At 70.4% G+C, this 12,487-nt stretch carries 11 protein-coding genes; 5 read left to right on the top strand and 6 right to left on the bottom strand.

Going from position 1 to position 12,487, the window contains the following annotated elements; all coding sequences use genetic code 11:
- Positions 1-107 precede the first annotated feature (107 nt).
- The gene (locus Q0W60_RS06355) at positions 108-1,403 is read left to right on the top strand and encodes a cytochrome P450 (RefSeq protein ID WP_297693728.1); all 1,296 of its coding nucleotides are present in this window, start codon (positions 108-110) and stop codon (positions 1,401-1,403) included.
- 7 nt (positions 1,404-1,410) lie between these two features.
- Here Q0W60_RS06355 and Q0W60_RS06350 read toward each other — a convergent pair whose 3' ends face one another.
- On the bottom strand, positions 1,411-2,730 hold the full coding sequence (locus tag Q0W60_RS06350) for a sorbosone dehydrogenase family protein (RefSeq protein WP_297693725.1): 1,320 nt from the start codon (positions 2,728-2,730) through the stop codon (positions 1,411-1,413).
- A gap of 142 nt (positions 2,731-2,872) precedes the next feature.
- On the opposite strand from Q0W60_RS06350, the gene Q0W60_RS06345 reads away from it, so the two are divergent.
- The 4 genes from Q0W60_RS06345 to Q0W60_RS06330 all read left to right on the top strand — a co-directional run bounded on the left by Q0W60_RS06345 (position 2,873) and on the right by Q0W60_RS06330 (position 6,603).
- A complete protein-coding gene (locus tag Q0W60_RS06345; protein ID WP_297693723.1) occupies positions 2,873-3,223 on the top strand; it encodes a hypothetical protein in 351 nt (116 codons plus the stop codon).
- A 73-nt stretch (positions 3,224-3,296) separates the two neighbouring features.
- The gene (locus tag Q0W60_RS06340) at positions 3,297-4,475 is read left to right on the top strand and encodes an acyl-CoA dehydrogenase family protein (protein ID WP_297693721.1); all 1,179 of its coding nucleotides are present in this window, start codon (positions 3,297-3,299) and stop codon (positions 4,473-4,475) included.
- Positions 4,476-4,478: 3 nt separating this feature from the next.
- Positions 4,479-5,555: an acyl-CoA dehydrogenase family protein gene (locus Q0W60_RS06335; protein WP_297693720.1), complete on the top strand. Its 1,077-nt coding sequence runs from the start codon at positions 4,479-4,481 to the stop codon at positions 5,553-5,555.
- Positions 5,556-5,565: 10 nt separating this feature from the next.
- Positions 5,566-6,603, top strand: coding sequence for an NADP-dependent oxidoreductase (locus Q0W60_RS06330; RefSeq protein ID WP_297693718.1), 1,038 nt, complete (start codon positions 5,566-5,568; stop codon positions 6,601-6,603).
- Positions 6,604-6,627: 24 nt separating this feature from the next.
- Here the strand turns inward: Q0W60_RS06330 and Q0W60_RS06325 are convergent, their stop codons facing one another.
- From Q0W60_RS06325 to Q0W60_RS06305, 5 genes are read right to left on the bottom strand one after another with little or no spacing between them, the layout of a single operon-like run.
- Positions 6,628-7,311, bottom strand: coding sequence for a DUF1080 domain-containing protein (locus tag Q0W60_RS06325; RefSeq protein WP_297693716.1), 684 nt, complete (start codon positions 7,309-7,311; stop codon positions 6,628-6,630).
- A 9-nt stretch (positions 7,312-7,320) separates the two neighbouring features.
- The gene (locus Q0W60_RS06320; RefSeq protein WP_297693714.1) at positions 7,321-8,013 is read right to left on the bottom strand and encodes a gluconate 2-dehydrogenase subunit 3 family protein; all 693 of its coding nucleotides are present in this window, start codon (positions 8,011-8,013) and stop codon (positions 7,321-7,323) included.
- Positions 8,010-9,710 carry a GMC family oxidoreductase gene (locus tag Q0W60_RS06315; protein ID WP_297693712.1) on the bottom strand — a complete coding sequence of 567 codons (1,701 nt, stop codon included), beginning with the start codon at positions 9,708-9,710 and terminating at the stop codon, positions 8,010-8,012. Before Q0W60_RS06315 ends, Q0W60_RS06320 begins: the two co-directional genes overlap by 4 nt.
- A gap of 3 nt (positions 9,711-9,713) precedes the next feature.
- A complete protein-coding gene (locus Q0W60_RS06310) occupies positions 9,714-10,952 on the bottom strand; it encodes a Gfo/Idh/MocA family oxidoreductase (RefSeq protein ID WP_297693710.1) in 1,239 nt (412 codons plus the stop codon).
- Complete coding sequence (locus tag Q0W60_RS06305) at positions 10,949-12,394, bottom strand: MFS transporter (RefSeq protein WP_297693707.1); 1,446 nt, start codon at positions 12,392-12,394, stop codon at positions 10,949-10,951. Before Q0W60_RS06305 ends, Q0W60_RS06310 begins: the two co-directional genes overlap by 4 nt.
- Positions 12,395-12,487 lie beyond the last annotated feature (93 nt).

The following is a 12,487-nucleotide window of genomic DNA, read 5'->3' as shown; positions in this document are numbered from 1 at the left end:
CGCCCTCGTCAACGTGACGCAGGCGTCAGGTTCGTTCGGGTTCCCTCTTGCCAGATGGCCGAGGCGGGTCTCACCTGCCACAAGCTTTGAGAGAGAAGGCCCGGGCCATGGCTGACGACGCCGCCACCTTCGACGCCGCGCGCGCCGAAGCCTATTCGACTCCCATCGAGAAGATCGACGTCAGCGTCCAGGACCGCTTCGTGAGCAACACCATCTGGCCGTTCTTCGAGCGGTTGAGGCGCGAGGACCCGATCCACTACTGCGCCGAGAGCGAGTTCGGGCCCTATTGGTCGATCACCAAGTTCGACGACATCATCGCGGTGGAGACCAACCACCAGGTGTTCTCCTCCGAGAAGGCGATCGGCATCTTCGACCCCGTGCCGGGCGACGACTTCCAGATGCCGATGTTCATCGCCATGGACCCGCCCAAGCACGACGAGCAGCGCAAGGTGATCCAGCCGATCGTCTCGTCGGAGAACCTCGCCAACTTCGCCCCGCTGATCCGCCAGCGCGCGGCCAAGATCCTCGACGAGCTGCCGATCGGCGAGCCGTTCGACTGGGTGAACCGCGTCTCCATCGAGCTCACCACGCAGATGCTGGCGACGCTGTTCGACTTCCCGTTCGAGGACCGGCGCAAGCTCACCTACTGGTCGGACCTCGCCACCACCGACACCAACGAGCCGGAGAACTACTCCGAGGCCATCCGCGAGGTGTTCCCGGACACGGCGATGACCGTCGACCAGGGACGAGCCGAGCTGATGGCCTGCGCGTTCTATTTCAAGAACCTGTGGGACCAGCGGGTGAACGCCCCGCCGGCCAACGACCTCATCTCCATGCTGGCGCACGGCGAAGCCACCAAGGAGATGCCGCTGATGGAGTTCCTGGGCAACATCCTGCTGCTGATCGTCGGCGGCAACGACACCACCCGCAACTCGATCACCGGGGGCCTGCTCGCCTTCACCCAGAACCCCGACCAGCTCGCCAAGCTGCGCGCCAATCCGGCGCTGCTGGACAGCGCCATCCCGGAGATCATCCGCTGGCAGACGCCCGTGGCGCACATGCGCCGCACCGCCAAGGCGGACGTCCAGCTCGGCGGCAAGACCATCAAGGCCGGGGACAAGGTGGTGATGTGGTACGTCTCGGGCAACCGCGACGAGACCGCGATCGAGAACCCCGAGGCGTTCATCGTCGACCGCGAGCGGCCGCGCCATCACGTCTCGTTCGGCTTCGGCATCCATCGCTGCGTCGGCATGCGGCTGGCGGAGATGCAGCTGAAGATCGTCTGGGAGGAGATCCTGAAGCGCTTCCCGGTGATCGAGATCGTCGAGGAGCCGGTGCGGGTGAAGTCGTGCTTCCTGCGCGCCTACCGCAAGCTGATGGTGCGGATCCCGGCGCGGGCTTGAGCTGAGGCTATTTCGCGGGCGCGACGCGCCAGACGATGCCGCCGACGTCGTCAACGACCAGGAGCGCGCCGGCCTTGTCGACGGCGACGCCGACCGGGCGGCCCTGGATCTGCTGCTGGGCGTTGAGGAAGCCGGTCAGGAACACCTGGGCGGGGACCTGCGGCTTGCCGCCCTGGAACGGGACGAAGACCACGCGGTAGCCGTTGAGCGGCTTGCGGTTCCACGAGCCGTGCTGGCCCACGAAGGCGCCGCCCCGGTACTGCGTTGGGAAGGCGGCGGCCGTGTAGAACGTGAGCCCCAGCGACGCGGTGTGCGGACCGAGCGCGTAGTCCGGCGGGATCGCCTTGGCGACCAGGTCGGGCCGCGGCGGCTTGGCGCGCTTGTCGACGTGCTGGCCGTAGTAGCTGTAGGGCCAGCCGTAGAAGCCGCCGTCCTTGACGCTGGTCATGTAGTCGGGCGGCAGGTCGGGGCCGATCTCGTCGCGCTCGTTCACCGAAGTCCAGAGCTGGCCGGTGGTGGGCTCGAAGTCCATGCCGACCGGATTGCGCAGCCCCGAGGCGAACACCCGGTGGGCGCCTGAGGCGATGTCGTATTCCCAGATCGCGGCCCGGCCCTGCTCGGCGGCGACGCCGTTGTCGCCGACGTTGGAGTTGGAGCCGACCGAGGCGTAGAGCTTGGTCCCGTCGCGCGAGGCGACGATGTTCTTGGTCCAGTGGTGGTTGATCGGCCCGCCCGGCAGGTCGAGCACCTTCTCACCGGAGCCTTGGACCGAGGTCGCTCCGGGCTGGTAGGTGAATTTCACCACGCTGTCGTCGTTGGCCACGTAGAGCGCATCGCCGATCAGCGCCATGCCGAACGGCCGCTTGAGGCCCTGGGCGAAGACGTCGTTCACTTCGGCGACGCCGTCGCCGTTCGCGTCGCGCAGCAGGACGATGCGGTTGCCGCTGGGAGCCGAGGCCGCGCCCACCCGCTTCAGCACCAGCTTGGCGAGCCAGGCCTCGGGGCCGTGCAGGGTGTGGTCCTGCGGGCTGGGCGGCGTGGAGGCGGATTCCGAGACCAGCACGTCGCCGTTCGGCAGCACGTAGGCCCAGCGCGGATGATCGAGGCCCTGGGCGAAGCGGGTCACCGTGAAGCCCGGCGGCGGCTTGGGCGAAGCGCCCTTCGGCCAGCCGACCGCCTTCGGCGTATCGAACTGCGGCAGGATGCCGGTCTGCGGCTTCGGCAGAGGCGGATTGGGACCGAAGCCGGCCAGAGGGTCGGACGAGCCCGCCTTCTGGCAGCCCGCGAGGGCGAGAACCGCGGCGGCGGCGATCAGGTGGCGGCGCATGCGAGCATCCTCGACGTCTGGGCCGCGCGACCATAGCGCCGCCATGCGAAACGCCAAGTCGAACCGGCCGTGCCGGGCAACCTGCCGAGCCGCCGATCCGTTGTCTGCAAGACAGGGACGACGTGCGTCTTGGAGGACGCCGATGAAGATGATGTTCCTGGCGGTCTGCGCCGCCTTCGCGCTTTCGGCCTGCGCCGACGATTACTATGGCTACAACGGCTACAACGGTTACGGCTATCCGGGTTACGGGTCCTACGCCTCAGGATACGACCCGTACTACGCCGGCGATGTCTACTACGATGGCTTCTACGGGCCGTACTATGGCGGCTACTGGGGCGGCGACGGCTTCTTCTACTTCCGCAACCGCATCGACGCGCCGTTCATCCGCGATCGGGACCGCCATTTCCGCCACCATCATGCCGATGGCTTCCGCCGCTTCGGCGACACGCGCTTCGACCGCCACCACGACTTCGACCACGACCACCATCGCTGAGCCCTGACGCCAGGGCGCCGTTGCGGAGCGCGCCGAAACCCGCTGTGCTGGGGCGGGAGGATCGATCGCGCCCATGGACCTGACGCTGACGCCGCAGATGGCCGCCTTCCGCGACGAGGTGCGCGGCTTCCTGGAGGCCAGTCGCAACACCTACGAGAACGGCCAGCCGAGGAACGCCCGCGACTGGCAGGCGAAACTGATCGAAGCCGGCTACGCGGCGCGCACCATCCCGCGCCAGTACGGCGGCTTCGGCGCGGAGCCCGACGTGCTGAAGGCGCGGATCATCGCCGAGGAATTCATCCGCGCCAACGCCCCGCGCGGCATGGCCGGCCAGGGCATCTCCATGCTGGTGCCGACCCTGCTCGAGGTGGGCTCGGAGGAGCAGAAGCGGCGCTGGATCGCCCCCACTCTGCGCGGCGAGATCATCTGGTGCCAGGGCTACTCCGAACCGGGCGCTGGCTCGGACCTCGCTTCGCTCTCGACCAAGGCGGTGGAGGACGGCGCGGACTTCGTGATCTCGGGTTCGAAGATCTGGACCAGCACGGCCCACCTCGCGCAGATGATGTTCTGCCTGGTGCGCACCGAGCCGCGGGCCGCCAAGCACGAGGGCATCAGCTATGTGCTGATCCCGATGGATACGCCCGGCATCGAGGTCCGGCCGCTGAAGACCATGACCGGCCAGGCCGAGTTCAACGAGGTGTTCTTCACCGACGTGCGCGTGCCGCAGGCCAACGTGGTGGGCGGGCGGGGGCGCGGCTGGTTCGTGGCCAACACGACGCTCAGGCACGAGCGCGGCATGCTGGGCGATCCGAACGCCACGGAAGCCCGCCTGGGACAGCTGATCGAGCTGATGAAGACCGAGAGCGTCGGCGGCGAGCGGATCATCGACAACCCGATCTTCCGCGACCGGCTGATGCAGCTGCAGGCGCGGGTCTATTCGATGAAGTTCAACGGCCTCAGGCTCCTGACCAGCGCGGTCACCGGCGAGTCCACGGGGCTGGCGGGCCTCGTCGTCAAGCTGCAGGGCTGCGAGCTCAACCACCAGATCGCGGCGCTGGCGATCGATGCGCTGGGCGAGCTCGGCATCCTCTACCATGACGGCCCGCACCTGCGGGCCAAGGGCAATTGGCAGCGGAGCTACATGTTCGACCTGGGGCTGATCATCGGCGGCGGCACGGCGCAGATCCAGAAGAACATCATCTCCGAGCGCGGGCTCGGGCTGCCGCGCGAACCCAGCCCGGCGAAGGTCTGAGCCATGCGGTTCGCGCTCTCCGAAGACCAGAAGATGCTGGCCGACAGCGTGGCGAACGCGCTGGCGGACCTGTCCCCGCTGGAGCGCGTGCGCCGCTTCGCCGACGCCGGCGAAGACACTGCGCCGGACCTCTGGGCGGGCCTGGCCGAGCTCGGCGTGCCGGGGATCCTGATCCCGGAGGAGCACGGCGGGCTGGGGCTCGGGCTGCTGGAGGCGGCGCTGGCGGCCGAGGCGCTGGGCGCGGCGGTCGCGCCGACGCCGTTCCTGGGTTCGGCGGTGCTGGCTCCGCTGGCGCTCACCCTGGCGGGCTCCGACGCACAGAAGGCCAAGTGGCTGCCGAAGCTCGCGGCGGGCGAGATCAGCGCGGGCGCAGCGATCGCCGAGGCCGTCGCCGGCGGGCGGGACGGCGCCGGCGTCGAGGCCAGGGCCGGCAAGCTCTCCGGAAAGGCGCTTTTCGTGCTGGACGGAATGACGGCCGACCTCCTGGTCGTGGCCGACGCCAAGGGCGGCCTGCACCTGGTGGAGACGCCGCCCGCGGCCCAGAGGATGGATTCCATCGATGCGACGCGGCGGCTCGCCGAGGTGGCGTTCAAGGACACCCTCGCTCAGCCGCTGGCCTCCAACCAGGCGCTGGAGCGCTTGCGCGACGCCGCCTGGGTGATCCTGGCGGCCGAGACCTTGGGGGCCGCCCAGACCATGCTCGACAAGGCGGTGGCCTATGCGAAGGAGCGGCGCCAGTTCGGCCGCGTGATCGGCTCGTTCCAGGCGGTGAAGCACCTGTGCGCCGAGATGGCGGCCGAGATCGAGCCGGCCCGCGCCCTCGTCTGGTATGCGGCCTACGCCTTCGACCATGCGCCGGAGGAGGCCACGGTGATGGCGGCCCACGCCAAGGCCCACCTCTCCGAGATCGGCCGTTTCGTGGCCCGCACCGCCACCGAGGTGCACGGCGGGATCGGCATGACCGACCTCCTGGGCCTGCACTACTGGTTCAAGCGGATCGGCCAGAACCGCCAGCTGCTCGGCGGCCCGGAGAAGGTCCGCGAGTACGCCGCCCGCGCCCAGGGGCTGGTGAGCGCCTAGGAGGCCGGCGATGTACCGATACTGGACGCTCGCCGACAAGCCCGTGCCGCCGTGGCCGCAGCCGGACACCTTCGAGGTCCGCGAGGCGGAGCTGCCGAAGCCGGCGCAGGGCCAAGCGCTGACCCGCACGATCTACGTCTCCCTCGATCCCTACCAGTGGGGCTACAAGCGCCGCGGCGTCGACAAGCCCGGCCTGGCCTGCCATGCGCGCACGGTCGCGCAGGTGGTGGAGAGCCGGATGGAGGGCTATGCGCCGGGCGACTTCGTGTTCAACACCAATGGCTGGGCCGAGTACGGGCTGATGGGCGAAGGCGTGCCGCGGCCCGGCTACATGGTCCCGCGCAAGCTCGATCCGGCGCTCGGGCGCATCTCCTATGCGGTGGGCGTGCTGGGCATGCTTGGGCTCACCGCCTACGCCGGCATGCTCCTGATGGGCGATCCCAAGGCGGGCGAGACGGCGGTGGTCTCGGCGGCGTCCGGCGGCGTCGGCCAGATCGCGGGCCAGCTCGCCAAGCTGCGCGGCGCGCGCGCGGTGGGGATCGCCGGCCGCGAGGAGAAGGTCCGCTTCGTGACCGACGAGCTCGGCTTCGACGCCTGCGTCTCGCACTTGGACCCGGACCTGCCCCGGGCGCTGGGGGCGGCTTGCCCGGACGGCGTCGACGTCTATTTCGAGAACGTCGGCGGCGCGGTGTTCGAGGCCGTGCTGCCGCTGTTCAACCCCGGCGGACGGATGACCATCTGCGGGCTGATCGCCCACTACGGCGATGCGCCGGGCCGCGACGCCCGCGGCGAGCTGATGGCCCGCGGCGAGCCGGTCTTCAGGGCCCGCAACGTCACCGTCCGCGACCTGTTCGTGGGCGACTTCGTGGCCGAGCACCAGGACGAGTGCCTGCGGCGGATGGCCGAGTGGGTGGCGGCCGGCAAGGTCAAGTACCTGGAGGACATCCGCCACGGCTTCGAGACGGTTCCCGCGGCCTTCGCCGAGATGCTCAGCGGCGGCAACTTCGGCAAGATGCTGGTCCAGGTGGGCGAGGACCCGACGCTGTGAGCCGCCGTCGCGGGCCGCCGGACGCTACTTCAGCGGGCGGATCTTCAGGTCCCTGAACCACACCTCGTCGCCATGGTTCTGCAAGGCGATGTGGCCGCTGGCGGCGGAGGCGAACTGCGGCCACTGGGCGAACTTGGAGGCCGCGACCCTGGCCTTGAAGTCGGGCGAGCCCAGGTCGTACTCGACCACCTTCGCGCCGTTCAGCCAATGCTCGACGTGATTGCGGCGGACCACGATGCGGCCCTGGTTCCACTCGCCGGGCGGCTTGGTCATGTCCCTGGCCGGCGCATAGAGCGCGAACAGCGACGCGGCCTGCTGCCTGGGTTCCTCGCCATGGGCGTTGTCGAGGATCTGGTACTCGGGGCCGGACTCGTAGGTCTCATCGCCCGCTTCGATGACATGGTACATGACCCCGGAATTGCCGAGCTTGGAGATCTTCCACTGGAAGCTGAGCTCGAAGTCGCCGAACCGGTCCTTGCTGATCACGTCCCTGGAGGTCTTCGGATCGGGGCCGAGCGCGCCATCGACGACGCGCCAGCCGGGATCCGGCGCAGGCGCCTTGAAGCCCCGCCAACCGGCGAGCGTGCGGCCGTCGAACAGCAGTCGCCAGCCGGCCGTCTTCTCCTTGGGCGTCAGGGTGTTGGGCGCGGCCATGGCGGCTCCGCTGAATGTCAGGGCGAGGACCAGTCCGAAGATCGCGGGCTTCATGCAGTCATCCTAAAGGCCGAGCTTGGCGAGTTCGCGCTCGAGGTGAGCCAGCACCGCGGCGGACGGGCCGGGATCGCGGGCCCTGGCGACATTGCCGATGTAGCCGATGTCCTTGAAGCCTGCGGGCGTCGTGTAATAGGCGCCGATCACCAGCCGGCGAACGCGCCGGAAGAACGCCAGGTCGGCCCCCTTGGCGGCCGCCATCGGGCCGATCAGCGCCGTCCGCTCGGCGGCCGAGAGCGCGGCGATCGCCTTGCCGTGCAGCCGCTGGGACCGGGACGCCAGCCGGTCGAGACCCGAGAGGATCAGCGGCCGGTCCTTGCGCTGGTCCGGATAGGGCGCGCTCACCCATTCGTTGAGGAAATCGGGCACGCCCAGAGCCCGCGCCGAGGGCGCCGCAGCGGCGGCCGGCAGGATGTGGTCGCAGACCGCCGCCGCCGTGTCGAGCTGCGCCCGGGTCATGATCCGCGGCCAGGGCGCGGGCGCAGGCTTCACCAGATCCGGGTCGGTCCCGTAGCCCTTCGCCTCGACGGCAGGCTGGCCGCCGAATTTGCGCCCGTAGACGACCACGCCGGCGCCGACCGCGGCGGCGGCCCCCACCACGCCCACCCAGGCCAGGGCGGTGCGACGGTCGATCCTGGAGACGTAGGGCCGCGGCGCCTCGGGCTCGGGCGGCGGATCGGTCGGCAGCGGCTGGCTCATAGGGCCCCCTGCTTGGCGAGCGTGGCGAGGTGGTCGCTGGAGCGCCAGGCCAGCGCCAAGATGGACAAGGTCGGGTTCTTGTCAGGGCTGGAGACCAGCACCGCCCCGTCGGTGACGAACAGGTTGGGCACGGCCCAGCTCTGGCCGAACGCGTTGACCACGGAGTCCGTCTCGCGCGCGCCCATGCGGGCGGTGCCGACCTCGTGGATCATCTCGCCGCCTTTGGAGATCGCCTTGGCGCCGTCGGTCTGGACCTTGCCCAGCGGCTTGCCGCCCAGCTTGTCGATCACCGCCAGGAAGGTCTCGACCATGTGCCCGGCCTGACGGGTCTCGCTCTCGCCCCACTTCCAGTGGAAGCGCAGGACCGGCACGCCCCACTTGTCGGTCACCTTCGGATCGAGCTCGCAGTAGCAGTCGTCGTTGGGGATCATCTCGCCGCGACCGTCGAAGCCGATCACGCTGCCGAACCGGCGGCGCAGGTTGGCCCGCAACTCGTCGCCGACGCTGAGGTCGTCGGAATCGAGCACGCCGGCGAGCGGCATCGACGGCATCCGCCGGCCGCCGCCGATCTCGATGTGGTAGCCGCGCGGGAAGCCGAGCTCCTTCTGCCGATCGTAGCCCCACCAGGGGACGTAGGTGTGCTGGGTGCCCTGGCCGTCGTCGTTGGTGGGCGGCAGGCCCTCCATCGCCGGAAACTGGCCGGCCACGGTGAGCCCGACGCTGTCCATCAGGTAGCGGCCGACCATGCCGTGGGTGTTGGCGAGCCCGTCGGGGAACCGGGAGCTCTTGGAGTTCAGGAGGATGCGGGCGGTCTCGCCGGAGCCGGCCGCCAGCACCACCGCGCGGGCGCTGGCCGAGTGGTGCTCGCCGGTCTTGCGGTCGACGAAGGCGACGCCGCTGGCCTTGCCAGCCTTGTCCAGCTCCACCTCGTAGACCAGGGACTTGGGCCGGATCGTCAGGTTGCCGGTCGCCATGGCCGGAGGCAGCAGCACGGTCGTGGACTGGAAGTTGGCGCCGATAGCACAGCCGCGGCCGCAGGGCGTGGCGAAGAGGCAGGTGTTGCGCCCGGCCATGTGGCCGGTGACCACCGCCCCGTGCATCGGGATCACCGGGATGCCCATAGCCTTGAAGGCGCGCGCGTAGAACACCTCGAAGGCGCGCGGCGGGGCGCTTTCCATGAGGCAGCCTTCCGGCGAATCCGGCGTGTTGGTGAGGCCGCGGGGCGGCGCGGCCCCGGAGACCCCGATCAGCCGCTCGGTCTTGTCGTACCAGGGCGCGAGGTCGTCGTAGGTGATCGGCCAGTCGTAGCCCAGGCCGTCGCGGCTGCGCGGCTTGAAGTCGAGCGGGCCGAACCTGAGCGCGATGCGGCCCCAGTGGTTGGTGCGCCCGCCCAGCATCCTGGGCCGCCACCAGACGAAGGGCTCCGAGCCCTCGGCCACGGTGTAGGGCTCGTTCGGCACCTGCCAGCCGCCGTCGACGGTCGCGTCGTAGAAGCCGAACGGCTTGTCGGGCGTGCCCTCCCCACGCAGCGGCGCCTCGGCGTTGGTGTTGAACATCGGCGTCTCGGTGACCGGGTCGTAGTGGCGCCCGGCCTCGAGCAGCAGCACCTTCAGGCCCGCGTGCGTCAGGTGGTAGGCGCTCATGCCGCCCCCCGCGCCGGAGCCGACGATGATCACGTCATAGGGCTCGGCCGCCATGGCTCAGGCCTCCATCGGCGCGCGCGCCGGCGCGGGCACGTAGGTTTCAAGCGAGGGATCGGGCAGCCGCACGAGGCCGCCGGTCTCGGCGGACTTGTAGAGCGCCATGATGATCCTGGTGACCTCCACCCCGTCGGCGAAGGTCTCGATCGGCGTGCGGCCATGGCGGAAGGCCTCGACCATGTGGCGGTCCTCGCCGATGTAGCCGTAGATCGCCGCCTCGTCCTCGACGATCGGCATCAGGCCCTGCTCGGCGTTCTGCTTCTCCACGAGGTCCTCGCCCTGGCCGCCGGCGATGGCGCGGGAGAGGAAGACCTTGAGGCCGGGATTGAGCGAGGAGAACTCCATCGCGTACTCGGGCCCCAGCAGCGCCAGGTCGATGCGCAGGCCGGGCCCGACGTAGGACCAGGAGGTGGATGCCTCGACGATCAGCTCCTGGCCGGCGGCGTCCTCGAGGGTGACGGTGGCGCGGGCGAAGTCCTCGACCGGAAAGCGGGCCATCTCCACGCCCTTGAAGTCGCGGGCCAGGGACTTGGCGTAGCGGTCTTGCGTCCACTTCAGGTGGGCGACCGAGCCCTGGACGGCCTTGACGATCAGCGAGTCGCGCGGCGCGCCGGGCTCGGTGAGCAGGAAGCGGCCGACCTCCACCGAGTGGCACATCATGTCGCTCATCACGCCGCCGCCCTGGCGCGCGCCTTGCCAGAACCAGGGCTCGTGCGGGCCGGAGTGCTCCTCGGCGGCGCGGGCGAGATAGGGGCGCCCGGCCAGGGGCGCCGCACGGCGCCAGACGATCTCCTTGCCGCGCTCGACGGCGGTGGAGAACACCTGGTTCTCCAGATAGCCATGAGCGAGGCCGGCGTCCTCGGCGAGCGCCAGCACCTCGCGCGCCTCGCCGAGCGTGCGCCCGAGCGGCTTCTCGCAGGCGACGGCCCGCACCTTCGAGCGGCCCGACTTCACCGCGCCGTGCAGCGCCCGCATCACCTCCAGCCGCCGATCGTTGGGCGCGAGCAGCCAGATGGCGTCGACGTCGGGCGCGCCCAACAGGGCCTCCAGGCTGGCGTGGGTCGTGCAGGGGCCGAGCTCGGCGGCGTCGGCGGCGGCCGCCAGCGCCTCGCGATTGGCCGGCGTCGGGCTGTAGATCCCGGTGATCTGGGCGTGGCGGACGCTCTGGAAGGCTCTCAGATGGAACTTCGCGATGAAGCCCGAGCCCACGAAACCGATGCGAAGCGCGGGCGGGCTCATTCGGCGGCGGGCGCCAGCCGGGCCTTGGCGACCTGGGCGCGGTAGCCGCCGGCCCGCCGGTCGCTCAGCACCACCACGCCGAAGATCAGGCTGACCAGGAAGGCGAACGGCACGAGGTAGCGGAAGGAGAGCAGCCCCGAGTGGTTCTCGCCCGCGTCCAGCATCGGCTGGGCGACATTGGCCGCCTCGGGACCCGCCTCGCCGGCCGCGGCGCGGCGCAGGAGGTCGCCGGTGGCGCCGGCGGGCAGCGGTCCCGGCGCCGCGGCCACGGTGCGGGCGTCGGCGATCAGCGTCGGCGCCTTGCCGGAGGGCGCGGCGAGAAGCTGGCCCGCCAGCTGAACCACCGCCGGCTTGGAAAGCGCATCGGGCAGGTGGTCGTCGGCGATCCGGCCGAGCAGGGGCGTGGTGACGACGCCCACCGCCAGCGAGCCCGCCGCCGCCATCAGGCCGAGCCCCAGCGCGCCGGTGCGCGGCGTCCGCTCGGCCACGAAGCCCATCATGGTCGGCCAGACGATGGCTATGCCGATCGCGAACACCAGCGCGGTGATCAGGGTGGCGGCGAGCCCGGTCGCATAGCTGAGCCCGAGGAGGCCCAGGCCGACGGTGAGCGTCGAGACCATCAGCACCACCGGCGGCGAGACGCGGCTGAGGATGGCGTGCGCATTGGCGCGGGTCACCGCCATGACGCCGTTGATCATCACCAGCACCAGGATGCCGGGCAGGCCGCCCGCCTGCAGCACCGCCGGGATCCAGCGGTTGGGCCCGAGCTCCAGGCTCATGGTCACGGTCATCAGCGCCAGGAAGGCCCAGAGCAGCGGCGAGGCGGCCACCGCCTTGAAGCTGTCGGAGACCTTGTGGCCGGCGGCGGCGACCTCGGTCGGCGGGAACTTCTCGCGCAGGAAGATCACGCCGTAGAGCGCCGCGGGGACGAGGATCATCAAGAGCTTGGCGCGCCAGTCGATGTGCGCGAGGTCGATGCCCCAGGCGACCAGCCCGCCCAGCGCGACCCCGCCCGGGAACCACAGGTGCATGCGGTTCAGCATCCCGGCCTTGCGGTCGGGGAACAGGGTGGCGGTCAGCGGATTGCACACCGCCTCGATGACGCCGTTGGCGATGGCGAGCACGAGCGCGCCAGCGAACAGCATCGAGAAGCCCGGGGCGAAGATGAACAGCGCGACCCCCGCCACGTGCCCCGCCAGCGCCAGGCGCATCAGGTTGCGCATGCCGACGAGGTCGCAGAGCGGCGAGAACGAGACCTGGCTGATCGCCATGCCCCATAGGCCTGCGCCGCCGATCAGCCCGACCTGGGCGTTGTCGAGCAGGAACTCGCTCTTCAGCTGATACATCACCGCCGAGAGCGCGGCGAAGCTGAACGCCAGCGCCGTGATGGCTGCGCAGCTGCCCGCGAAAAGACGCGCCGGTCGGATGTCGGACGCCGCCATGCGACCTCCCCTTCGCATGTGACAGACGCCGCGACCGTGGCGCCATACGGCCAACCTGTCGAGGGAGCTTCGCCGCGCTCAGCGCTTCGCGCG

Origin of the sequence: Phenylobacterium sp. (genome assembly GCF_025934275.1) — a bacterium.
GTDB lineage: Bacteria > Pseudomonadota > Alphaproteobacteria > Caulobacterales > Caulobacteraceae > Phenylobacterium.
The sequence above is the reverse complement of the archived record's forward strand: the minus strand, read 5'-3'. Positions and strand labels throughout refer to the sequence as shown.

What these genes read in the sequence shown, in the direction of transcription:
- Q0W60_RS06355 (WP_297693728.1), top strand. Translation starts at nt 108, where the DNA reads ATGGCTGACGACGCCGCCACCTTCGACGCCGCGCGCGCCGAAGCCTAT.
- Q0W60_RS06350 (WP_297693725.1), bottom strand. Translation starts at nt 2,730, where the DNA reads ATGCGCCGCCACCTGATCGCCGCCGCCGCGGTTCTCGCCCTCGCGGGC.
- Q0W60_RS06345 (WP_297693723.1), top strand. Translation starts at nt 2,873, where the DNA reads ATGAAGATGATGTTCCTGGCGGTCTGCGCCGCCTTCGCGCTTTCGGCC.
- Q0W60_RS06340 (WP_297693721.1), top strand. Translation starts at nt 3,297, where the DNA reads ATGGACCTGACGCTGACGCCGCAGATGGCCGCCTTCCGCGACGAGGTG.
- Q0W60_RS06335 (WP_297693720.1), top strand. Translation starts at nt 4,479, where the DNA reads ATGCGGTTCGCGCTCTCCGAAGACCAGAAGATGCTGGCCGACAGCGTG.
- Q0W60_RS06330 (WP_297693718.1), top strand. Translation starts at nt 5,566, where the DNA reads ATGTACCGATACTGGACGCTCGCCGACAAGCCCGTGCCGCCGTGGCCG.
- Q0W60_RS06325 (WP_297693716.1), bottom strand. Translation starts at nt 7,311, where the DNA reads ATGAAGCCCGCGATCTTCGGACTGGTCCTCGCCCTGACATTCAGCGGA.
- Q0W60_RS06320 (WP_297693714.1), bottom strand. Translation starts at nt 8,013, where the DNA reads ATGAGCCAGCCGCTGCCGACCGATCCGCCGCCCGAGCCCGAGGCGCCG.
- Q0W60_RS06315 (WP_297693712.1), bottom strand. Translation starts at nt 9,710, where the DNA reads ATGGCGGCCGAGCCCTATGACGTGATCATCGTCGGCTCCGGCGCGGGG.
- Q0W60_RS06310 (WP_297693710.1), bottom strand. Translation starts at nt 10,952, where the DNA reads ATGAGCCCGCCCGCGCTTCGCATCGGTTTCGTGGGCTCGGGCTTCATC.
- Q0W60_RS06305 (WP_297693707.1), bottom strand. Translation starts at nt 12,394, where the DNA reads ATGGCGGCGTCCGACATCCGACCGGCGCGTCTTTTCGCGGGCAGCTGC.